The 21,023-nt window shown below is 44.3% G+C and carries 22 protein-coding genes; 16 read left to right on the plus strand and 6 right to left on the minus strand.

Features of this window, described 5'->3' with window-relative positions:
• Positions 1 to 18: 18 nt before the first annotated feature.
• The 6 genes from ABIE27_RS13830 to ABIE27_RS13855 all read left to right on the plus strand — a co-directional run bounded on the left by ABIE27_RS13830 (position 19) and on the right by ABIE27_RS13855 (position 4,054).
• Positions 19 to 393 carry a response regulator transcription factor gene (locus tag ABIE27_RS13830; RefSeq protein WP_123063457.1) on the plus strand — a complete coding sequence of 125 codons (375 nt, stop codon included), beginning with the start codon at positions 19 to 21 and terminating at the stop codon, positions 391 to 393.
• Positions 383 to 1,009, plus strand: a complete 627-nt coding sequence (locus ABIE27_RS13835; protein WP_123063456.1) for a chemotaxis protein CheC — start codon at positions 383 to 385, stop codon at positions 1,007 to 1,009. Before ABIE27_RS13830 ends, ABIE27_RS13835 begins: the two co-directional genes overlap by 11 nt.
• A 2-nt stretch (positions 1,010 to 1,011) precedes the next feature.
• The gene (locus tag ABIE27_RS13840) at positions 1,012 to 1,986 is read left to right on the plus strand and encodes a sensor domain-containing diguanylate cyclase (RefSeq protein WP_123063455.1); all 975 of its coding nucleotides are present in this window, start codon (positions 1,012 to 1,014) and stop codon (positions 1,984 to 1,986) included.
• A gap of 216 nt (positions 1,987 to 2,202) precedes the next feature.
• Positions 2,203 to 2,637, plus strand: a complete 435-nt coding sequence (locus tag ABIE27_RS13845) for a DUF3237 family protein (RefSeq protein WP_240036696.1) — start codon at positions 2,203 to 2,205, stop codon at positions 2,635 to 2,637.
• A 417-nt stretch (positions 2,638 to 3,054) separates the two neighbouring features.
• Positions 3,055 to 3,669 carry a TetR/AcrR family transcriptional regulator gene (locus ABIE27_RS13850; protein WP_123063454.1) on the plus strand — a complete coding sequence of 205 codons (615 nt, stop codon included), beginning with the start codon at positions 3,055 to 3,057 and terminating at the stop codon, positions 3,667 to 3,669.
• 37 nt (positions 3,670 to 3,706) lie between these two features.
• The gene (locus ABIE27_RS13855) at positions 3,707 to 4,054 is read left to right on the plus strand and encodes a DUF4260 domain-containing protein (protein ID WP_123063453.1); all 348 of its coding nucleotides are present in this window, start codon (positions 3,707 to 3,709) and stop codon (positions 4,052 to 4,054) included.
• Positions 4,055 to 4,217: 163 nt separating this feature from the next.
• Here the strand turns inward: ABIE27_RS13855 and ABIE27_RS13860 are convergent, their stop codons facing one another.
• The 3 genes from ABIE27_RS13860 to ABIE27_RS13870 all read right to left on the minus strand — a co-directional run bounded on the left by ABIE27_RS13860 (position 4,218) and on the right by ABIE27_RS13870 (position 7,443).
• Positions 4,218 to 4,985 (minus strand): sulfite exporter TauE/SafE family protein, encoded by a 768-nt coding sequence (locus ABIE27_RS13860; RefSeq protein WP_123063452.1) that lies wholly within the window; start codon positions 4,983 to 4,985, stop codon positions 4,218 to 4,220.
• Between the two features lie 419 nt (positions 4,986 to 5,404).
• Positions 5,405 to 5,974 carry a GerMN domain-containing protein gene (locus ABIE27_RS13865; protein WP_123063451.1) on the minus strand — a complete coding sequence of 190 codons (570 nt, stop codon included), beginning with the start codon at positions 5,972 to 5,974 and terminating at the stop codon, positions 5,405 to 5,407.
• A gap of 41 nt (positions 5,975 to 6,015) precedes the next feature.
• Complete coding sequence (locus tag ABIE27_RS13870; protein WP_429350725.1) at positions 6,016 to 7,443, minus strand: N-acetylmuramoyl-L-alanine amidase; 1,428 nt, start codon at positions 7,441 to 7,443, stop codon at positions 6,016 to 6,018.
• A 460-nt stretch (positions 7,444 to 7,903) separates the two neighbouring features.
• On the opposite strand from ABIE27_RS13870, the gene codB reads away from it, so the two are divergent.
• From codB to ABIE27_RS13900, 6 genes are all read left to right on the plus strand, one after another.
• Positions 7,904 to 9,181 (plus strand): cytosine permease, encoded by a 1,278-nt coding sequence (codB, locus tag ABIE27_RS13875; protein ID WP_123063449.1) that lies wholly within the window; start codon positions 7,904 to 7,906, stop codon positions 9,179 to 9,181.
• Complete coding sequence (locus ABIE27_RS13880; RefSeq protein ID WP_123063448.1) at positions 9,150 to 10,424, plus strand: cytosine deaminase; 1,275 nt, start codon at positions 9,150 to 9,152, stop codon at positions 10,422 to 10,424. The genes codB and ABIE27_RS13880 overlap by 32 nt, the downstream gene beginning before the upstream one ends.
• A 442-nt stretch (positions 10,425 to 10,866) precedes the next feature.
• On the plus strand, positions 10,867 to 11,931 hold the full coding sequence (locus tag ABIE27_RS13885) for a polysaccharide deacetylase family protein (RefSeq protein ID WP_429350726.1): 1,065 nt from the start codon (positions 10,867 to 10,869) through the stop codon (positions 11,929 to 11,931).
• A gap of 205 nt (positions 11,932 to 12,136) precedes the next feature.
• On the plus strand, positions 12,137 to 12,631 hold the full coding sequence (locus ABIE27_RS13890) for an RNA polymerase sigma factor (protein WP_429350727.1): 495 nt from the start codon (positions 12,137 to 12,139) through the stop codon (positions 12,629 to 12,631).
• Positions 12,628 to 13,647 (plus strand): hypothetical protein, encoded by a 1,020-nt coding sequence (locus ABIE27_RS13895; RefSeq protein WP_429350728.1) that lies wholly within the window; start codon positions 12,628 to 12,630, stop codon positions 13,645 to 13,647. The genes ABIE27_RS13890 and ABIE27_RS13895 overlap by 4 nt, the downstream gene beginning before the upstream one ends.
• A 13-nt stretch (positions 13,648 to 13,660) precedes the next feature.
• A complete protein-coding gene (locus ABIE27_RS13900) occupies positions 13,661 to 13,795 on the plus strand; it encodes a hypothetical protein (RefSeq protein WP_275670052.1) in 135 nt (44 codons plus the stop codon).
• On the opposite strand, the gene ABIE27_RS13905 is transcribed toward ABIE27_RS13900, so the two are convergent.
• Positions 13,792 to 14,655, minus strand: coding sequence for a LysR family transcriptional regulator (locus ABIE27_RS13905; RefSeq protein ID WP_429350729.1), 864 nt, complete (start codon positions 14,653 to 14,655; stop codon positions 13,792 to 13,794). The two genes, ABIE27_RS13900 and ABIE27_RS13905, sit on opposite strands and share 4 nt — an antisense overlap.
• A gap of 173 nt (positions 14,656 to 14,828) precedes the next feature.
• Between ABIE27_RS13905 and ABIE27_RS13910 the strand changes: the two genes are divergently transcribed.
• Entirely contained in the window at positions 14,829 to 15,884 is a 1,056-nt protein-coding gene (locus tag ABIE27_RS13910) for an alkene reductase (protein WP_429350730.1), read from the plus strand.
• Here the strand turns inward: ABIE27_RS13910 and ABIE27_RS13915 are convergent.
• Positions 15,876 to 16,217, minus strand: a complete 342-nt coding sequence (locus ABIE27_RS13915; RefSeq protein ID WP_123066539.1) for a winged helix-turn-helix transcriptional regulator — start codon at positions 16,215 to 16,217, stop codon at positions 15,876 to 15,878. The two genes, ABIE27_RS13910 and ABIE27_RS13915, sit on opposite strands and share 9 nt — an antisense overlap.
• 135 nt (positions 16,218 to 16,352) lie before the next feature.
• On the opposite strand from ABIE27_RS13915, the gene ABIE27_RS13920 reads away from it, so the two are divergent.
• Positions 16,353 to 17,267: a DsbA family oxidoreductase gene (locus tag ABIE27_RS13920; protein WP_123066540.1), complete on the plus strand. Its 915-nt coding sequence runs from the start codon at positions 16,353 to 16,355 to the stop codon at positions 17,265 to 17,267.
• 264 nt (positions 17,268 to 17,531) lie between these two features.
• On the opposite strand, the gene ABIE27_RS13925 is transcribed toward ABIE27_RS13920, so the two are convergent.
• The gene (locus ABIE27_RS13925; RefSeq protein ID WP_123066649.1) at positions 17,532 to 18,068 is read right to left on the minus strand and encodes a GNAT family N-acetyltransferase; all 537 of its coding nucleotides are present in this window, start codon (positions 18,066 to 18,068) and stop codon (positions 17,532 to 17,534) included.
• Positions 18,069 to 18,605: 537 nt separating this feature from the next.
• Between ABIE27_RS13925 and ABIE27_RS13930 the strand changes: the two genes are divergently transcribed.
• Together ABIE27_RS13930 and ABIE27_RS13935 are read left to right on the plus strand one after the other, a co-directional pair.
• Positions 18,606 to 19,982 carry a cytochrome ubiquinol oxidase subunit I gene (locus ABIE27_RS13930; RefSeq protein ID WP_123066541.1) on the plus strand — a complete coding sequence of 459 codons (1,377 nt, stop codon included), beginning with the start codon at positions 18,606 to 18,608 and terminating at the stop codon, positions 19,980 to 19,982.
• Positions 19,979 to 20,992, plus strand: a complete 1,014-nt coding sequence (locus ABIE27_RS13935) for a cytochrome d ubiquinol oxidase subunit II (protein WP_123066542.1) — start codon at positions 19,979 to 19,981, stop codon at positions 20,990 to 20,992. Before ABIE27_RS13930 ends, ABIE27_RS13935 begins: the two co-directional genes overlap by 4 nt.
• The last annotated feature ends 31 nt before the right edge of the window (positions 20,993 to 21,023 follow it).

Raw genomic sequence — 21,023 nt, forward strand, 5'->3', positions numbered from 1 at the left:
AGGAGACTGAGTAGAATCATGAAAGTATTAATTGTGGAAGATTCGATTTTTGTACAGAAAATGATGAGCAAGTTGATTAGCGATCATATTCCGGATTGCGAAATTCGAACGGCCACCAACGGAGAAGACGGTTTTCAACTTTATCAAGAGTACGAACCTGATTTGATAACGACAGATCTTTTGATGCCAGGACTGGGCGGTCAGGATATGCTTCGTTTGATTCGAGAGAAAGATCAGAACGTCAAAATTATAATTTTGTCTGCCGATATTCAGAAGGCTACCCGTGAGGAAGTGGAGGAGTTAGGAATCTCAGGATTTCTGAATAAACCGCTAACCGCAGAAAGAGCGAATACATTGCTACAAATGATTCAGGTGGCACGTTATGCTGAATGAGCTGCAGAAAGATCTGCTTACTGAACTTGTCAACGTTTACGTTGGACAGGCAGCTAACATGTTATCAGAAATTGTAGACAAGCATATTGTACTCAATATCCCCGAAGTTGAGCTGATTTCCATTACGGAAGTAGACCCAGAGGATCGAAGGTACAATATTTTATTTTCCGAAGGTCATCTCTTTCGGTCATCATTGCAGTTCGGGTATCAGTTTCAAGGCAAAGCTTTCCTGATGTTCCCTGCCGAGCAGGCAAAAGTGCTAGCTAACATGTGTCTCGGAGAATTGACAGAGAGCGTGGATAAGAGCGATTGTCGATTAATGGACACGGATCTCGATGTGTTGCAGGAAGTCAGCAATGTGTTGCTCAATGCGATTATTGGCGAATTCGGAAATTTCCTTGAAATAAAACTGGAGTACGTACTGCCTGATATCGAACTGATTCATGTTACGAAAACAGACCCGCAAATCCTGCTTCAGAATGAAGTGTATATATTAGTGCTACATACCTCCTTTTTGCTTGCAGATACAGATGTAAAAGGAATTATCGTTATTGCATTGAGCATGGACTCCATCTCCAGTCTGCTGGATAAGATAGATGCTCTGCTGGGAGGATAACCATGGATAATCTCATTGTACAAGCGCTCAACAAAACCAAGATGGGGATTATGATTGTCGACAGACAATTGAGAATTCTCGTGTGGAATGGCTGGTTGGAACGTTTAACAGGCATGTCCGCTGAAGACGTGCTCGGTAAAAATCTGCTTGAGATTTGCCCCAGATTCAAGGCTAATATGTATATGAATATTATACAAAACGCGCTCTATCACGGGCAGAGCAGGTTCTGCTCCAGCGCTCTACATAAATCTTTTATCCTTCCGAAGGATGGAGGAGATGAGAGTTTTTACAGACAAAATCTACATGTTGAACCGCTTTATGAAAATGACCACAGTTACGCACTACTGCAGATTAGCGATACAACCAATACAAGCACTCGCGTGTACAAACTTAAGAACCTGATTAAAGAGCTGGAGACCGAGTATACCAAGATCAAAGTTTCGGAGAAGATCAGTAAACATCTTTCCTTGCATGATTCCTTGACAGGTCTTCCTAATCGTTTAGCATTTAAGGATCGTCTTGCATGGGCTGTCAGCAACGCGGTAAGAAGTGAGTCACGGTTTGCGGTAATGTATATCGATACGGATGGATTCAAACAGATTAACGATACCTACGGTCATGAAATAGGTGATCAGGTCTTAATGGAAGTGGCTCATCGATTGAAGGGGAGTATTCGCAGTACGGACTGCGTAGCAAGACTCGGAGGTGACGAATTCAGCATTATCCTGAACCAGCTTAAGGATGACGATGATGCAAAGATCGTTGCCAAAAATCTGACGAATGCATTTGAAGCTCCGATTCATGTGAATGCCATTGAGATCCATCTATCCGCCAGTATTGGCATCAGTTTGTTTCCCAAGCATGGACAAGATCCGACTGAACTTCTAAAACTTGCGGATATGGCCATGTACAGAATTAAGAAAAATGGAAAGCGGGGCTACGCCTTCTTTCATCCCGAGCTGGATCATGTCTGGTAATACATTGTTCGTCTATAAGCGTCTACTTCCAATCCTTATAAAATATTTTCTCAACCTTTCAAAGTTGCTATTATGGCAACTTTTTTTGTTAGGCTTCTTAGGGAAGTCTTTCACTTGTCCGCTTGTTAGCAGGAGTCCTTATGTAACTGACGAAGTGAAGTAAGGATCAACAAATGAATAAAATCACGAAGTAACAGACAGAGAGGATGATCATGATTGATAGCGAAGCTAGAGATGGAAGAGTTGTTTACTGTACACGTTAAGATTGAAAATTCAATCGAGCTAAAAAACGCGGATGGCGACTCGGTAGTGATGATTATGTTTACAGGACATGTTACAGGAACCTGTTTCGAAGGCTTCGTTCGTGAGGGTGGCGTGGATACACAAATTATTGGAAAAGAGGGGGGACGTCACAGCCTGTCGGCCAGGTATATGTTACAGGGACAGGATTATACGGGGCAAGCTTGCGAGATGTACATCGAAAATAATGGGTATATTGGGGAAGTGAAGGGCGACATGCTGTTTCGCACCTCGCCTCGGATTATAACCAACAGTCAGGCTCTATCCGATCTGAACGTGGATGCGCTTATTGGTGAGGGTTATCCGTCGGAGGGCGGCGTAGACATCAAGATTTTCAAGGTGAAATCATAAGTTACTGAAGGGAATGAAGAGGTTTTAATACATCTTTCAAAATTTCATGAGACACTTTACATACTGAAAAGCGTTGTTATTACAAACAACGCTTTCTTTATTTAACCGCATTTACTCACTTAAGTAGCCCATTTAACAAGGGTTGTCTTTCTCATCGTTTCAATATTCTCCGAATCAGCATAATCACAAGAATCAGAAAGACTATGGCAAATAACATACCTGGAAATCCCACACTGCTCATCATTTTTAAAACCTCCTAAAATAAACCATTAATATCACATGTATAGTGTAGCATATTCATTTGAAAGAAACATACAATTTGAAATGTTAAAAAAAGTATTGACTGTTCAACCAAACAGTTCTAAAATAAGGATATAAATTGACTGTTCAACCAAACAGTATTGGAGTTGAATTCAAATGTCTAAGCAACAATCAGTAAACCAAGATGAGCGCAGAAACGCCATTTTACAAGCGGCCTTTACGTTGTTCGGTCAGGTAGGCTATACAAAAGCAACCATGAAAGAAATTGCAGCCAAAGCTGGCGTGGCACAAGGACTGATTGGCTACCATTTTACTACGAAAGAAACACTTCTGGTAGAGGTTGTGCGGGAATGGATGATTAACCGGGGGATGAAGGGAGCACTGCAACAATTGGATATGACAGCAGAACCCGCGGATTTGCTCCAGCAAGCGTTACAACACGTCGTTGAATTTCGTAAAACAAACCCGGAGTGGTTTACACTGTTAATCAGCCTTTGGACAGAGAGTGTGAGTAATGAAAAGCTGGCTAACGAGTTAGTGAAACTGTACCAGGAGATGAAATTGGGTATTCGATTAATCATCGATCGGTTGGATCTGCCGCTGGACGAAAACAAAAAAGAAACCTTTGCAGTCTTAATTCAAGCTGTGTTCGACGGATTAACGTTACAATCCCCTGTATTGCTATCAGCCCAGCCGCTCTCACACGAACAGGTATCTCAGGGCATCGGGTGGATGCTGAGCGGAATAAAATCTCCCAATGGAGAACATTAAAATCAAAATAAACTACATTTAAAGGAGCTAAACTAAAATGACTAGATTATGGATTCGATTAGAAGGCTTCCTGGTGCTTGCAGCTGCGACAACGATTTACTTTTACAATGATTACTCCTGGTGGCTCTTCCTGCTGTTGCTTCTCGTCCCGGATGTGTTCATGATTGGTTATGCTGCTAACAATAAGCTGGGCGCACTGATTTACAATGTGGGACATACGTACATTATTCCTATGGTATTTTTGGCAGCGGGTTACGTGTTGAAGATGGACGTTCTGATGTTGATCAGCTTCATCTGGATCGCTCATATTGGTATGGATCGTATGTTTGGCTTTGGTTTGAAATATGAAACGGAGTTTAAGGATACCCATCTCCAGCGTGTATAGTCTCATAAGGATAACTATGATAGCTTAGTTTTCTAACTTTTAAAATAGACACCAGAAAAAGGCTGTTCTCACATCATCAAGATGTTGGGTGCAGCCTTTTTGAATGGGACAACGAACAGTTTCGCCACATGTAGCACGCCTTACACTGAACGCTCCAAGAAAATCAAAGCCATAATATGGTCGCTCCAATCATCGGTGTCACGACCATACTTACTTTCAGCCAGAGCGCTGGTACACGTTTCGTAAATTTCGCTCCAACGTATGAGCCGGACATTGTACCGATTACAACCAGCAATAACAACTGCAAGTCCAGATAACCAATTCTCATATATCCGGCTCCACCAGCCAAGGCTATGGGAATGATGACCAACATCGTTGTTCCGGCAGCATATCTCATAGGCATATTTAACAACAGCATGAGCCCTAATTGGATAAAGGGTGTGGAGCCAATACCGAATAGTCCGGATAACATACCTGTAACTACCCCAATTAATAACGCATATACCCAGTAACGCAGACCTTCTCCAAGTATAACAGCCTGTATCTCAGAACCAGCAGGGCGTCGCGAAACAAGAATTAAGCGAAGCCACAGCGCGAGTCCTGATGCAAAAAGCATGAACGAAGTCAGCATGCCAAGCCGATCCTCTGGAATATAGGATGACCATCCTGAGCTGATCCAGGCACCTGCTGCCCCGGCCAGACCAACGATCACACCTGTTTTGAGCATTGCATTTCCCTCCCGGTAATGACTGATTGAACCCGAGAGCGAAGAGAAAAACATCGCTGCAAGCGCCGTTCCGAGGGCAACATGAATAGGGTATCCGAATGCAACCGTCAGGATCGAGATAATGAAACCGGAACCGCCTGCGCCCACGAACCCAAGAAGAAGACCTAGCAAAAACATAACAAGCACAATATTTATCATTAACATGAGACTACTCCAAACTCGTATTCCTACGAAAACCATATCAGACGTTTTCTTCACGAATAGTAATATGAATTCGATTATATCATGCATGATCATGTCTCTCTACTTGCGAGAAGTGCTTAAGAGCATAGGAGCAACAAAAGCGGATAATACGCGTCTAACCCTTCATGAACAAGCCAATCGAAGAGGGAGTGAAATGAAGTGCGTTTAACGCTTTTGTATGATGTTGTATACCGATACGAAATGGAAAATGAAGTTTTGCATCGTACTCATTCTCAATACGTCGAAAAACCTTGCTGTCTAATTAGAATTAGATCGCAAGGTTTTTCGCGTTTTAAAGCGCGGCTAATGCTTCGTTATTCATACGCTTGTTTTATTCATATCTTTGTTCTCGCAGACGCCATTTACTAAGCTTGATCCAATTATTCCGAACCACGAACAATCGGATTCTCTAATTCCACATGACCCATTAGGCTCTCGCTTTCTTTCCCATCTACAAGCAACTGAATGCTTTGGATTTCTTGAAACTGAAAGATGGTTTGTTTCAACGTATCTAGGAAAAGAAGTTCGCCGCCAGAACCGAGTCTCGCTTCGTCTGGAATGTGAATGTTTAACGTAATTTTGCCATCGGCTTCTTGAAACTCAAGTGATTCCAGTCCGATGTCACTCCATAACGAGATATACTCCGGGTCATCCGAGCGCTGCATTGCATCAAACGCTTGTGTATATTTCTCGTTACTGTCCGAAAATTCAATTTCTGCTTTTTTGATTTTGACTTGAGTGAGTTCCGAGTCCACATAAGCCACTTCAATTTCTTGTGTCTCTTTTTTCTCGGCATCTGGTGCGGAGGGGGAAGAGCCGTTAGATTGAGACGGGTTAGGTGCGGGCTCCGCATTTCCAGGATCCGTAGCCGGTTTATTGCCGCAACCAGCAAGTATGAGCAATACAGCTGTAAGGTAGAGCAGGAGCATAATATTTGCCTTTTTATTCATCAAAGCACATCCTTATCTTCACATTCAGTTCCCTATTACATCTACTGTTCATTGGATTGGTGTAAAAACTCCTTGATTCCATCCACAATGGCCTGAGCTGCTTTATTCTGAACACTCTCGGAAAGCATTGCTTGTTCTTCGACCAAATTGCTTAGAAATCCAACCTCAAGCAACACAGCGGGCATCATTGTATTTCGAAGCACTTCCAAATTACCGTTCTTGACCTTGCGATCCTTAAAGCCTAACGCTTCTATGAGATGTCTGTGTACGATATCCGCCAGTTCTTTACTGCTGCTTCGTTTGTAATAGTACGTTTCGGTGCCTGTAGTCTGTGGCGAGGCTTTCACACTGTTTCCATGGATGGATACAAACACATCCGCGTTTAACGTGTTAGCCAGCTGCACTCGCTCTGGGCGGGTGGGGTAAACGTCCGTGTCACGTGTCATCACGACTTCAATATCCGGCTCCTGCAGCAGAAGGGCTTGAACTTTGAGAGCAAGTGGCAACGTGAAATCTTTTTCTTGTGTGTTGGAGATACCGATGGTGCCCGGATCTTTGCCGCCATGCCCGGGATCAATGACAACGATGCTTTTGCCGCCTTCGTTTCCAGCGGGATTGATTGGAATTCCGCTCGTAGCTGTAAGCGCTAAGTCAACAATCAGTTTGCCACTGACATATTGAGAACTGACCTGCACGTCGCTCAAATTATTCAACTCAATAACAACTCTAACTTGAGCCGGATCATTTTTGAAAAGGGCATATCGAACTTCTGTCACATTCGCAATACCGCTGACATCAAGCTTCCCCGTTGTCCCTTGCTGCAAAGTTGAGCCAATATCTCCAAACGTTGTATTTGGCAGATCAACCACAATGCGATCGGGATTGGATAGCCGGGTGATCTGTGGCGTAACTTGTGTATCAACAGATACAACAAGCTGCTGATTAGCAAAGCTGATATCATTAACTTTGCTCCACACGATGTTATTCCCTACGCCAGGAACAGCGGGTTCAGGGGATGGCTCAGCAACAGGAGGAACTTCAGTACTTGTCAGGCCAACAATTTTTTCTTTGTTATTCCAGCTTACGGACAGCCCCATTTCTTCACTGACAAAACGAAGGGGAACGACGACCGTATTTTTGATTAATTTCGGTGCCGTGTTCAGTGTTACTTTTTCATTCTGAACCCTAGCTTCTTTCTTACCTACGTTGAGAGAAAGGACCTTGGCATTTTGTTCAATGCTCACATTCTGACTCTTCTGATCCCATTTCACGTTGAATTTCAAATTCTCAGCAACAACACGAATGGGAATCATGACATTGTTGTTTACATTGACAACTTCGACATCTGACGGCAACACAAGCTCCTGACCATCCAATATAATCTTAGTTTGCGGAGCAGCTTGTCCCACATTGGGCAGGATAATCAGAAAAAATAAACTGAACAAGAGTACACTTACGAATTTTCTCATTTCACACCTCAATTTAATTATGCTTGTGACAATATTCTACATTTATGCGAATTGTTCCTGCCAAGTGATTAATTCTTTTTAATAAACTACATCATATTTTGACGCAGCAAGGGAAGACGTGGAGACCAAGCCATGACAGGAGTTATGAGTTAAATACCGGTTTCTCGCGATTCGATTATTAATGAATTTGGATGAAAATGACATTGACAGTTATACTATTTTCCAAAATAATAGAATGTAATTGAATACTGGTACCTTTAATTCAGTCCAGAGAGGCTGGCAAGGGCAGCGGATTTTGTAATCACGCGAGAATCAGAGCATTTCCTACACAGGGATGTTCTGTGTCTTCGCGCGGGTTATGATGCATAAAGAGGCTACTTGTCAGCGTAAAAGCGTGACGAGTAGCCTCTTTTTCTGCTTTTTTTATGGTATCAGAACACTTTTATCTGGAGGGTTTCTGATGAGCAAACAAGATCAAGAGTTTTCATGGCAAGAGGTGCCTAAGGCACAGCGCAATCATTTCTGGAAGACGTTATCCGTCATGCTTGGATTCACGTTTTTCTCGGCTAGCATGCTGGCTGGTGGAACACTCGGTGTCAGCCTGACTTTTATGGAATTCATGGCAATTGTACTGGCCGGAAATCTGGTGCTTGGCATCTACACCGGGGCGCTGGCACATATCGCTGCCAAGACAGGATTGTCCACTCATTTGCTTGCGAAGTATTCGTTTGGTGAAAAAGGTTCTTATCTGCCTTCGTTTCTGCTGGGCTTTACACAGGTTGGATGGTTTGGCGTTGGCGTGGCGATGTTTGCCATTCCGGTTGCTAAAGCAATGGACTGGAATGTGTACCTGTTGATCTTTGTATTTGGACTGGCGATGACTGCATCCGCAATCTTCGGTATGAAGTCTCTTGTTATTCTTGGTTATATTGCGGTACCTGCCATAGCGATTCTCGGAGGGTATTCCATGTTTGAGGGGGCAGGCTCACTGGGTGGTCTGCAGGGTTTGCTGGATTACACACCAACACAGACGCTTACCGCGGCCGCGGCCCTGACCATCTGTATCGGTTCTTTCATAAGCGGCGGGACGCTCACGCCAGACTTTGCACGTTTCTCCCGGACGTCGCGGCAGGCGGTTACGGCGACGGTGATTGCATTTTTCCTCGGTAACTCACTCATGTTCTTGTTCGGGGCTGTCGGCGCGATGGCGTACAATTTGGCTGACATATCAGAAGTGATGTTCCTTCAAGGATTGCTCATTCCTGCAATTATCGTGCTGGGCCTCAACATCTGGACAACTAATGACAATGCTTTATATGCTTCGGGTCTAGGTTTTGCCAACATTACGAAAATATCGAAAAAATTCTTCGTTATCATTAACGGAATCATCGGAACGGTGTTCGCGATGTGGATGTACAACAACTTCGTAGGTTTCCTGAACGTGCTGGGCGCAGCGATTCCTTCCATTGGAGCGATCATCATTGCGGACTACTTCATTGTAAAACGCAGATCATATGCGCCATTTGCCGACATGAATTTCAAAAAAGTAAACTGGGTAGCTATGGCTGCATGGGCTATCGGCGTAGCATTTGCACAGCTGGCTCCCGGGGTAACACCGCTTAATGCGCTGATTGGTACAGCCGTGGCGTATACCGTCATCATGGCGATCGTGTCCATGACATCATCCAAAGAAAAGGGGAAAACACATGATTATACAGAACGCAAAATTGCGGGGTAAAGAGGGCCTGTGGAATATTATCATCAGAGACGGGAAGTTCGAGCAGATTACACAAGATCTACAGTTAGCTGAGGGTACAAGCGAAGAGATACTGGATGTAGGCGGAGCACTTGTGCTGCCACCATTCATTGAACCACATATTCACCTGGACACAACCCTGACAGCAGGGGAGCCGGAGTGGAATCTGAGCGGTACGTTGTTCGAAGGCATCCAGCGCTGGTCGGAACGTAAAGCATTTCTGACCCATGAGGACGTGAAAACACGTTCCAAAACAGCTTTGAAGTGGCAGATGGCGCAAGGCATTCAGCATGTGAGAACACATGTAGACGTGACCGATCCAAGTCTGATCGCCGTTAAAGCGATGCTTGAAGTGAAGGAAGAACTGGCACCGTACATCGACATTCAACTGGTAGCTTTCCCGCAGGAAGGCATTCACTCTTATCCTAACGGTGCAGCATTGCTGGAAGAATCACTTAAAATGGGCGTAGACGTTGTGGGCGGCATTCCGCATTTTGAGTTTACGCGTGAGTACGGCGTTGATTCTATGAAAGTGGCTTTTGACCTGGCTGAAAAATACGACCGTCTCATCGATATTCACTGTGATGAAATTGATGATGAGCAATCCCGTTTCATTGAAGTTGTTGCCAAGGAAGCGTATGAACGCGGACTAGGCTCACGCACGACGGCAAGTCATACAACAGCGATGGGATCTTACAACGATGCTTACACATACAAGCTGTTCCGTCTGCTGAAGATGGCCAATCTGAACTTTGTGTCCAATCCGCTGGTGAACATCCACCTGCAGGGACGCTTTGACACGTATCCGAAGAGAAGAGGACTCACACGAGTGAAGGAACTGCAAGAAGCGGGTCTGAACGTCTGCTTCGGACATGATGATATCTTCGATCCATGGTATCCGCTAGGTACGGGCAATATGATGCAAGTACTACACATGGGCATACATGCTTCACAGTTGCTGGGATACGACCAGATTGTGAATTCCATCGACCTGATTACGAAAAATAGTGCCAAAACACTGCACATTGAGGATCGTTACGGTGTTGAAGAAGGCAAGCCAGCAAACTTCATCATTTTGGAAGCGGAGAATGAATACGAGGCGGTTCGCAAACAGGCAGCGGTTCTGTACTCCTTCAGAGAAGGACGTAAAATTGCGGAAACAAAACCGCGTGATACATCCATTATGTTGGATGGCAGCGTTGAAAAGGTTACCTTTAACAAATAGTCGCAGGGCATTACTCTTATTCATTGCGACTGACAATAATAACAATGTTTGACTCATGATCTGACTCGTACGCATTCGAAGAAATAACGTCTCCTTGATACAGGGCTAATCATCTATGTGGTTAGTAGCTCTGCATCAAGGAGTTTCTTTTTTTGGATATAGCTTGAATAAGCCGATAGAGAGAAAAAGATAGATTTTTCAGATAACTAAATAGGATATATTGTAATAATTTGAATTTACTTCTATTAAATCATCGTATATACTAGATTCAACCCGAACAAGCGCTACTGTGCTGACAATAGCATTTTTTTATTCATTTATGTAAGCGCTTTTATAAAAGGGGTTACGAATAAAAGAGAGGAGGCTTATGTGTCTGTAATAACATGAATTTAGATTAATCCAAAATAATTATTATGTTAACTACTTTACTGGAGGTGTATTCATGTTTAAATCCAAACTCATTAAAGCTGCCATGTCTGTTGCCCTTTTAGGTTCGTTATTCGCTATTCCGCCACTTCCTTCTGCCACTGCAGCTGATGCCAGTTGTCCAAACGGTTATGTAGCTTTAACTTTTGATGACGGCCCTTCCAACAATACCAACAATATACTTAATGCATTGAAACAGTCGGGTCTACGCGCTACCATGTTTAATACCGGGCAGAATTCGCAAAACAATCAGGCTTTGGTTCGAGCGCAGGTATCCGCCGGGATGTGGATTGCCAACCATTCCTATACTCACCCGGATATGACCAAGCTGAACAGTTCACAGATGGCATCCGAGATTACGCGTACCCAACAGACGATTCGTTCGATTACTGGTTCGTCGCCTTCGCTCTTTAGACCACCATATGGCGCCACCAATGCAACGTTGAAGTCGGTCATTAGCCAGAACGGATTGAGAGAAGTATTGTGGAATGTCGATTCACAGGATTGGAATGGGGCAAGTGCCTCACAGATTGTAGCTGCCGTGAATCGTATGGCAAGCGGAGATGTTATTTTGATGCATGATCAGTACCAAACAACACTTCAGGCCATTCCACAGATTGCTCAGAATCTGAAAAACCGTGGCCTGTGTGCCGGCATGATCTCTCCATCCACCGGACGAGCTGTTGCACCGGATGGGGCAACCAACAATCCACCCGCAACGACGGTGAGAATCGAAACGGAGAATATGACCAAGAGCGGACAGTATACCGGGAACATCAGCTCCCCGTTCAACGGTGTTGTCCTGTATGCTAATAATGATGCCGTGCGGACGACGCATAACTTCTCAAGCGGAACGCATTCATTCGCTTTGCGAGGTGCGTCGAACAATGCCAATATGGCCAGAGTGGATCTAAAGATTGGCGGGCAGACGAAAGGCACGTTTTATTTTGGAGGTAGCAGTCCCGCAGTGTATACGCTGAATAATATCAGTCATGGTACCGGAAATCAGGTGATTGAACTGATCGTAACAGCAGATGACGGTACATGGGACGCATATCTCGATTATTTGGAAATAAGTTAGTTCGCAAATTAACCGTTTTGAAGGGGAGCATTTTACCGTTAATGTTAATATGAAACGGGCTATTTCAATGACACGCACTTGGTTGTGTCGTCAGCGAAATAGCCTTTTTTGCGTTTATGCAAGCGAAGATAAAAAAAGTGAAAACAAAATGTGACCAAATGTCGTCCGTAAGAGTGTTTAGGGTATAAAGGAGGGCACAACAACCATGCAGCAAACAACATCTCAACCAAGTGATGAAGTTATGAACATCTATGATACATACGCGGATACGCTGTTCCGGATTGCAATGGTTCACCTCGGCAGGCGGGAAGACGCGGAAGAAGCTACTCAGGACACATTCATCAAATGGATGGAAAAAGCGCCTGCGTTCAACGATGCGGAACATCAAAAAGCATGGATGATTCGGGTGATTACCAATCATTGCAAATCCTTGCTTCGTAAAGGCTGGCGTAAACGGGAAGTCAAGCTGGAAGCCGTGGAGCCCATCACGCTGGATAATTCTGAAGATCGGGCTTTGATTGAACTGGTGTTGTCTCTGCCCGTGAAATATAGATCGGTAGTTCATCTCTATTATTACGAAGACTATGGTATCCGGGACATTAGCAAGATTTTAGAGATTAGTGAATCAGCTGTGAAGATGAGATTACAACGGGGGAGACAACTGTTAAAACTGGAGCTTGAAGGGGAGGAACAACCATGAATGAACAACAATTCAAACAACGATATAAGAAAGCGGTGGATCAGATGAAAACAGATGACCAGATGAAAAAAAGAATCGAACAGAACGTGAATGTCCAGCGTCAATCCACGAAACGCCCTCGTAAATCGCTGTACATCGCAGCGAGTGTTGTAGTCGCAGCAAGCATTGGATTGACAGCACCAACGGTATGGCAACAATGGGGTGGAACGACTGCACCTGCAAAAGAGACTGCGTTAAATTCCGGAGACGTTATCAAGGGCTCGATTTCCGAAGGTCAGACCGTGATCAAGACTGAAAACTCAAACATTGTTCCCGTAGAGATTCCGAAGACTGAGTTACCCAGTAATGATAAGAATGTTAAGGCAGACATGATTGGACTAGTTGTTTATCATGGCAACGTCTACACCGAATCTGCGACAACGGTGGATGGTGCAGATGCCTTGTCGCTCCGCGGTGAGAAACTGGGCAAAACGACTGGTGGCATCCATGAGCGAAGTGGTGAGGATGACTACAAAGAGCTGGCCTCGACGATTGGTACAGCAGATATTTACACCGTGAAAGGATACGATTCTGATTTTCGGATTATGTCTTATACGGAAATAGACGGTCAAGTCTATGCACAACTGTTTGATAAAACCAATGGTATATCGGTCAGCGGCCTATCTGATCTCCTCGGCAAGCTGAACATGAAGGATCATGTGACTGCGGCACAGTGGGAGAGCTTTGATAGCTGGAATAACGGGTTGCAGCAGCTCCAGCAGTTTCCGGTAGACGACTCACTGAACAACTTTATTGATGCACTATCTCTAGCAGCTCCGGTAGCAGCCAGTCCTGAACTGGATGAACGTCTCTATGGTAGAGAAGATCGTAAAATGATTTATTTGACTCTTGAGGATAAAACCAAGGTTAAACTTGTCCTGTTCGGAGAGGAAGGCATGGTACGTTACGGCTTTGCGCCTGTATTTTTTAAAGTGGAGCAGGGGGCATTCCAGCAATTTTGGAACAGTCTTAAGTAAATAAAAGAGCTGCTTGGATGAGCAGAATGAGCTACCTGGGTATGTAGAACGAGCTACAGTATACAAAGAGAACAGCCATCTGGCTGCTCTCTTTTTTGATGCACATACGGTCGAAGAGTCAGAAAAGTTGTTCGCAATGAAGACCTAGAAGGTTGCACACTTCTCATTTAGCAGCCTCATGAACTGCTGTAGCGCACTGCTGACATATCGATTTTCACCCCGTACAAATGTGGTTGTAGTCGGTGTGAGTACATCGGATAGATTGTGTAACGTGTATGCCTCAGGTTTATTGTGAACAACGCTACAGGGCATAATTGTCACAGCGATTCCGGATTCTACACAGCTAAGTAGATTTTCCATTGTACTGACTTCGATCAATCTTTTGGCCGACAGCCCCTCCTCTGCCAAAAACTTCTCTGTAATTTCACGGTACGGACATCCTTGGGGAAAGACAACCCATGAAAGTTGACAAAATGACTCCAAAGGTGACTCCATTCGTTTCGAGATGATGTGAACCGTATCCTGCATCTCATATTCCACCTTTAACCCTTCCTTCACGCAGGCCCCGCTAATGAAAGCACCATCCAGTTCAGAAGACCGAATTTTATGCCTTAGTACTTTGGGGGAGGTAGCGTTCACCAGCGAAATGGATACGTCTGGATACGTCATCTGATACTCATTCAAAATCTCGATGAAACGACGTGAAGCAGCGGTCTCGACGATTCCGATTTTCAACGTACCCGATGGTTCCTCCGGATCGGCCATCTCTTGTTGCAAATCATGTAGTAGACCTCGAATCCGTGCCGCATAAGAAAGAAACTGCGTCCCTTTTTCCGTGGGTATCACCCCTTTGGAAGATCGGTTAAACAACTGTACCTGGTATTCTTCCTCCAGTTTTTTGATCCGTGTCGTGACATTAGACTGGGCGTAGTTTAGTTCTTTGGCTGCTTGTGAGATTTTGCCCGAGCGTCCAACGGCCAGCATAATATCAATATCAGATAGTTCCATGACAGCCTCCCGAACAGCAATTTTTTTAGGCGAAAAAAAGAACGATTGTTCTTCGTTATTCCTTTAAGGAAAGGTATCACTCTCAGTGATAGTCCTATATATTCTAATCATTTTACGATATGTCTTATTCGTTCTACAATAGTTTTAATTTCAAACAGAGAAGAGGAAATGACATGTCTAAATCCAATTTAAATATGTTTCAACCTGTAACGATCAACCAATGGAAGCTTCGCAACCGTATCGTGATGGCTCCACTGACCAGAGGTTTTGCACGGGATGAGGACGGAACGGTAACCGATGAGATTGCTGCTTATTACGAACAACGAGCTAGAGATGGCGTAGGTTTGATCATTACGGAAGGCATTAATCCGATGCTTTCAGGCAAAGGGACATACGGGATACCTGGATTATACACGGGGGCACAGATCGCTTCATGGAAAAAGGTAACAGAGGCTGTTCATCGACACGGCGGTACGATCATCGCACAATTATGGCATGTGGGGCGCCTCTCGCATTCCGACTTGATCGGAAGGAAGCCCCAAGCACCTTCACCCATCCAAGCGGAGGGGAAGGTGCATAAACTTCACAAGCCCTATGAGTGCCCTCAAGCCATGACTCCATTGGAGATCGAGGATGCCGTCTATCATTTTCAGATGGCTGCGCGCAATGCAGTTTTGTCAGGGTTTGACGGGGTTGAGCTCCATGCAGCACATGGGTATCTGATTGATCAATTCATCAATGAGCGTACGAACAAACGAACAGACCAATATGGTGGCGGTCTTCAGGAGAGACTTCGTTTTTTGAGAGAGATTATTGAGGCGGTAAAAAAAGAAATCAGCGTGGAACGCATAAGCATCCGGTTTTCCGAAAAAAAAGATGATGATCCTTCTTATTCATGGGCCTCTAGAGTCGAGACTCTCCACGCCTATCTGGCGCTGTTTCGTGAAACGGGCATCACCATTCTGCACCCTTCAACCGAAAGTTATGCAAGTGTCTGGTTAGATGGACTCAACTTCCATCAGGCCATTCGGACACAATGGGAACACATCATGATCGGAGTAGGAAATCTTAGTCTGGAGACAGCAGAAGAGGCAATTAAGGGCAGTGTAATTGATCTGGCGGCTTTTGGCCGACCATTCATTGCCAACCCTGATCTGGTACACAAGTGGAAGTCAGGAATTCCGCTAACAGCATACGATAGCACCAGACACTTATCCGTTTTAATATGAATCCGAAGCTTGCTGCATATTTTTTTGACCCCATAACACCATCGATTCAATTAAAGGAACCAGTTCTTTGCCAGATAGTGTGAGTGAATATTCGACTCTTGGCGGAATTTCGTTATATTGCTCCCGATGCACGATTCCGTATTGAATCAAATCTTTCAAACAATTCGTTAACATCGTTGGTGTGATGCCGGGCAGCCTTCTTTTTAATTCGTTATATCGAATACTGTCATCTTCACTCAGGATCGCCAGAATCGGCAGATTCCACTTGCCGCCAATCACCTGAAAAGCATACGTAGCTGGACAGAGTTGATCAAAATTAAAATCATATTTCACGCGAAAACCTCCATTAGTATACTTTTTGATACTTAGTCAGAAAAAGAATCGTACTTGTTCTGTAGATTGTAGATATTATAATCATACTAACACAAAATTAATTCAATAGATAAGATCAAAAAGGATGGGATAATGATGAGTAATGAATCCATGATGTGTGATTTGGAAACGGGTGTATGTGGTGTAAGTGATGAAGAAGAAATGCAAGTGATTAATCTAATGGAGGAAGAGAAAAAAATAACACTTTATTATGCTACAGACCCCATATGCTCACACTGCTGGGCACTGGAACCTGTGTTGAATCGATTTGTAGAAGAGTACGGTCATTATTTTAATGTGGAGACTAAAATGGGTGGTTTGTTAGCAAGCTGGGAAGGGTTCTCCGATGGGGCAAATGGTATTCAGAAACCTGCTGATGTGGCAGGCCATTGGAGAGAAGTGGGCGAGCACTCACGGATGCCGATTGACGGTTCCGTTTGGCTTGAGAACCCAATCCAGTCTTCCTATCCGCCTTCTCGTGTGTTCAAAGTCATAGAGCGGATATATCCTGGGAAAGAACAAGCCTTTCTAAGAATTGCACGTGAAGCCGTATTTGCGATGAATCGAAATATTGGAGAAGATGCCGTGTTGATTGAGCTTGTGGATCAATTGGGTCTCAATGGAAAAGAAATCGTGCACAGCGCTGCTCAGCAATCTGCACAAGACATGTTAGAAGAAGATTTTGAGATGACCGCCCGGCTTGGCGTTCGAGGTTTCCCCTCCATTATTATTGTCAATCAAGAGCAACAGGGAATCAAAGTGGTAGGAGCTCGCGCATTGGAAACGTATGTTCAAGCACTACAACAGATTCTGGGTGAAACGCCGAGGCCGAAGAAGATTGCTGGATTGTCTCACAAAATGAAAGAAGGACATCTTCTGTTCTCCAAAGAAATTGAAGTACTGTATGACGTGGAGAAGGATGCTGTGGAGTCATTTGTACAATCTGAATTAGAAGAGGGCACCTATCAGGTACGGCATATCTTAAATGAATTCGCTGTTAAGCGCGTGTAACTGAACCAGGAAAAAGATAACAATATAATTAGTACATTTATCCATGTATTATTGCAAAATCTTCGAGGTCTGTATTCAAAAAAAGTCACATTAATACATGTGAATATGGGTTGATAATATATGTAGTGTATCCCTGATCTGAATCCACATAGTGAAGTAAATGTATTTTATTAGTTCACTTGCTCTAATCTGATATTAAGTAAAAGCAGCTACCTTGGATGGTAGCTGCTTTTTTTAGATGATATGTTTTAAACGGTAAGCTTCTTAAAAGAGGTTCTTGAAATAAACCAGATGATCCGTCCATTCCTCATGTTCATAGATAAAACCTTTGCGAATACATTCGAACTCCAGACCGACACTTTCAGCCAGCTTGATTGAGGACAGGTTATCCAGATTGATATGTGCTTCCAAACGGTGGAATTTTAAAGACTCGGCTGCAATACGGAGGACCTGACTTACTGCTTCTTTGCCGTATCCTTTTTTCCAGTGCTGATTGTGAATGGTGTACCCAAAGCTCGCCCACTGAAAAGGTTCTCTCGCCAAGGTGGCAATATCGATCATGCCCAAGTGAGTGCCGTCTTCTTTGCGGAAAACCCCAAAGACATATACTTTATCGTTAAGCGCCAGTTCCTGATGCCTTGCTACCAGACGCTCGAACCATTCTAATGTACATTCACTCATATCCATTTTTCCAGGATCGTGTCGATGCTGGGAGGGAGAACGGCTCTCGAATTCGTGAAGCCAGTTCTCGTAATCTTCATCTTGTAGTGGGCGGATCACGAGTCTTTCGGTCTCCGACATGTAATCAAATTTATCTTTAATACTACTCAATAGAACATCTCCTTACACTATGCAACGTTATCATCGTTATGAATCGTTATGAATTGCATGTCTCTCTGTCGGAGGACAGAATTAACTCCAGTGTAACACAGATCATTTCTAATGTTGGTTGGATAATGTCTCAAGGATTCACACGCAATAAATGTGCAATCACCCAATATCACGGCTATGCTCAATAATGCAATAGCCCTAAAGGGTGATTGTGCCTATTTTCACGAAGTTGTCAGAAAGAGTTGAGCCTTTCTTGAACGTTTATGAACAAGGGGGTATCAGTGATTGAATTGCTTAAAATTAAGGATATAATAATTTTGATTATTAGGTCTAAGCCAAAGATTAAGGGGTGGCGTAAATCTGGGAGTAGGGAACATCCAACCTTGGATAGCGTTCAAGTGTTACAGAATTAAATGCACTGGACATGTGGCAACCTATCCTTGTATTTTGGTTTGTGATTTTTTTCTCATAATGAATCGAATGGAATTTGAGAGGAGACAATGCAAAATGGCAGTCGATACTGTGTTATGGAGCAGACTCGTAACGGGTTTGACACTTGGATTTCACGTTATTTTTGCAACACTTGGCGTGGGTATACCTCTGATGATTGCGATTGCTGAATTTATCGGAATTCGGAAGAAAGACCCCCACTACATACTTATGGCAAAAAGATGGTCACGAGGTTTTGTCATTTCGGTGGCTGTGGGGGTGGTGACAGGTACAGCGATATCCCTGCAGCTGGCCTTGGTGTGGCCGAATTTCATGAAGCTGGCTGGTAATGTCATCGCATTGCCGCTATTTATGGAAGTGTTCGCCTTCTTTTTTGAAGCGATATTCCTCGGCATTTATCTCTATACATGGGATCGATTCAAAAACCCGTATATTCACTGGCTGCTTACGATCCCGGTTGTCGCCGGGGCAGGCATGTCAGCCGTTTTCATCACAACCGTGAACGGATTCATGAACCAACCGGAAGGATTTGTGATGCAGGCTGGTCAATTTACAGCGGTCAATCCCGTGCAAGCCATGCTGAATACAGCAACGTTCTCTAAAGTGTTCCATGTCTTAAGCTCGGCTTATCTGACAGGGGCGGCTTTGCTCGCCGGGATTGCGGCTCTGGCGATGTTGAAGAGAGGTGCATCTGCTTACCACAAGAAAGGCTTAAACCTGATGATGGCCGTGGTTCTGGTATTCAGTTTGCTGAACACCCTTGCCGGAGATGTATCTGCGAAGTTTTTGGCTGAACACCAACCGGAGAAGTTGGCCGCTGCAGAATGGCATTTTGAGACAGAGAGCGGCGCGGATTTGATCCTGCTTGGTTGGCTGAATGCAGAACATGAGATTATAGGTGCGTTGCATCTGCCCAAGTTGCTCAGCTTTCTGGCCTATGGAGATTTTAATGCTGAAGTCACCGGGCTGAACGAATTTCCACCCGATGAACAACCGCCACTGCTGGTGCATTATCTATTCGATTTGATGGCTGGCATCGGATTTGCTCTACTCGCGATCTCCAGCCTATATTTTCTGTTTGTGTTATGGAAGAAGCGTAATCCGCTGAACAAGTGGATGCTTGGCCTAGTTGCAATCAGCGCACCGCTTGCTTTCCTCGCTGTGGAGATGGGCTGGTTTTATGCCGAAATCGGACGACAGCCATGGATTATTCGGGGGTACATGCGTGTCGAAGAAGCCGCTACATCTTCTCCGAGTGTACGAATTTTATTTTTTGTTTTCTTGCTTTTGTATATCGTGCTTGGCGTGATCTGTGCTCTCGTGTTGAAACGCTTGTTCAATAACAATCCTGCTGAGCTTGAAATGGAACGATGGTTGCAGGCCAAACAAAATAAAACAGCAACAGTTGCGGAGAAAGGAGAGCCATCCCGATGAGTTATGAGTTGATTGGTATTTCAGTGCTCTGGCTGTTTCTGTACGGATATTTGATCGTTGCGTCAATCGATTTCGGAGCTGGATTTTTCGCCTTTTATGCACGCTTGACCAAGCAGGATCATCTGATCAATCGATTAATCTCTCGTTATCTATCGCCAGTATGGGAGATTACGAATGTATTTTTTGTCTTTTTCTATATCGGTATCGTTGGATTTTTCCCAGATACGGCCTCTTATTATGGCGCAGCCTTGATCGTTCCCGGAAGTATCGCCGTTATACTTCTAGCGATCCGTGGCTCGTTCTATGCCTTTGAAAATTACGGTTCCAAGAACAACATCGTGTACCTGTTTCTATATGGAGCAACGGGTTTGTTGATTCCGGCATCTTTGTCCGTAGCTCTGACTTTGTCCGAAGGTGGCTTTATCCTGAAGCAGGGGGAGACAGTTACACTGGATTACTGGGCTTTGTTCACCAATCCGTTATCCTGGAGCATCGTTGGACTGGCGATTGTCTCTGTATTGTTTATCAGTGGAACCTTTCTGACCTTCTACGCCTCACGGGCAGAAGATCAAGGTGCCTTGAAGCTCATGCGGAATTATTCCTTATTTTGGAGCACACCTACGATTATTTTAGCGCTGACTGCATTTATATATTTGGGTCAGCACAATGAACGCCATTTTCAAAATATGATGGATCTCTGGTGGCTTCTCGCTATATCCGTAGCCTTCTTCATGGTTGCCATGTGGTTGCTGTACAACGAACGCCGCTACGGACTTGCTTTTATTTGCATCATGCTACAGTTTTTCTGTGCCTTTTTTGCATATGGCATCGGTCAATATCCATACATCCTTGATCCGTACATCACGATTCAGAGCAGTGCCACCTCGCCAGCCATGGGTTTCGCACTGGTAGTCGTCTTTATCGGAGGACTATGCCTGCTCATTCCATCTCTGATTCTGGTGTTCAAACTGTTCCTGTTTGATGCGGATTATGTCAAAGGCAACAAATAAAAGGGAGGGTCATCCTGTGAAAAGGCAAAGG

The organism is Paenibacillus sp. 4624 (assembly GCF_050435065.1).
Taxonomy (GTDB): domain Bacteria; phylum Bacillota; class Bacilli; order Paenibacillales; family Paenibacillaceae; genus Paenibacillus; species Paenibacillus amylolyticus_D.

What these genes read in the sequence shown, in the direction of transcription:
- ABIE27_RS13830 (WP_123063457.1), top strand. Translation starts at nt 19, where the DNA reads ATGAAAGTATTAATTGTGGAAGATTCGATTTTTGTACAGAAAATGATG.
- ABIE27_RS13835 (WP_123063456.1), top strand. Translation starts at nt 383, where the DNA reads ATGCTGAATGAGCTGCAGAAAGATCTGCTTACTGAACTTGTCAACGTT.
- ABIE27_RS13840 (WP_123063455.1), top strand. Translation starts at nt 1,012, where the DNA reads ATGGATAATCTCATTGTACAAGCGCTCAACAAAACCAAGATGGGGATT.
- ABIE27_RS13850 (WP_123063454.1), top strand. Translation starts at nt 3,055, where the DNA reads ATGTCTAAGCAACAATCAGTAAACCAAGATGAGCGCAGAAACGCCATT.
- ABIE27_RS13855 (WP_123063453.1), top strand. Translation starts at nt 3,707, where the DNA reads ATGACTAGATTATGGATTCGATTAGAAGGCTTCCTGGTGCTTGCAGCT.
- ABIE27_RS13860 (WP_123063452.1), bottom strand. Translation starts at nt 4,985, where the DNA reads ATGTTAATGATAAATATTGTGCTTGTTATGTTTTTGCTAGGTCTTCTT.
- ABIE27_RS13865 (WP_123063451.1), bottom strand. Translation starts at nt 5,974, where the DNA reads ATGAATAAAAAGGCAAATATTATGCTCCTGCTCTACCTTACAGCTGTA.
- ABIE27_RS13870 (WP_429350725.1), bottom strand. Translation starts at nt 7,443, where the DNA reads ATGAGAAAATTCGTAAGTGTACTCTTGTTCAGTTTATTTTTTCTGATT.
- codB (WP_123063449.1), top strand. Translation starts at nt 7,904, where the DNA reads ATGAGCAAACAAGATCAAGAGTTTTCATGGCAAGAGGTGCCTAAGGCA.
- ABIE27_RS13880 (WP_123063448.1), top strand. Translation starts at nt 9,150, where the DNA reads ATGATTATACAGAACGCAAAATTGCGGGGTAAAGAGGGCCTGTGGAAT.
- ABIE27_RS13885 (WP_429350726.1), top strand. Translation starts at nt 10,867, where the DNA reads ATGTTTAAATCCAAACTCATTAAAGCTGCCATGTCTGTTGCCCTTTTA.
- ABIE27_RS13890 (WP_429350727.1), top strand. Translation starts at nt 12,137, where the DNA reads ATGCAGCAAACAACATCTCAACCAAGTGATGAAGTTATGAACATCTAT.
- ABIE27_RS13895 (WP_429350728.1), top strand. Translation starts at nt 12,628, where the DNA reads ATGAATGAACAACAATTCAAACAACGATATAAGAAAGCGGTGGATCAG.
- ABIE27_RS13905 (WP_429350729.1), bottom strand. Translation starts at nt 14,655, where the DNA reads ATGGAACTATCTGATATTGATATTATGCTGGCCGTTGGACGCTCGGGC.
- ABIE27_RS13910 (WP_429350730.1), top strand. Translation starts at nt 14,829, where the DNA reads ATGTCTAAATCCAATTTAAATATGTTTCAACCTGTAACGATCAACCAA.
- ABIE27_RS13920 (WP_123066540.1), top strand. Translation starts at nt 16,353, where the DNA reads ATGAGTAATGAATCCATGATGTGTGATTTGGAAACGGGTGTATGTGGT.
- ABIE27_RS13925 (WP_123066649.1), bottom strand. Translation starts at nt 18,068, where the DNA reads ATGTCGGAGACCGAAAGACTCGTGATCCGCCCACTACAAGATGAAGAT.
- ABIE27_RS13930 (WP_123066541.1), top strand. Translation starts at nt 18,606, where the DNA reads ATGGCAGTCGATACTGTGTTATGGAGCAGACTCGTAACGGGTTTGACA.
- ABIE27_RS13935 (WP_123066542.1), top strand. Translation starts at nt 19,979, where the DNA reads ATGAGTTATGAGTTGATTGGTATTTCAGTGCTCTGGCTGTTTCTGTAC.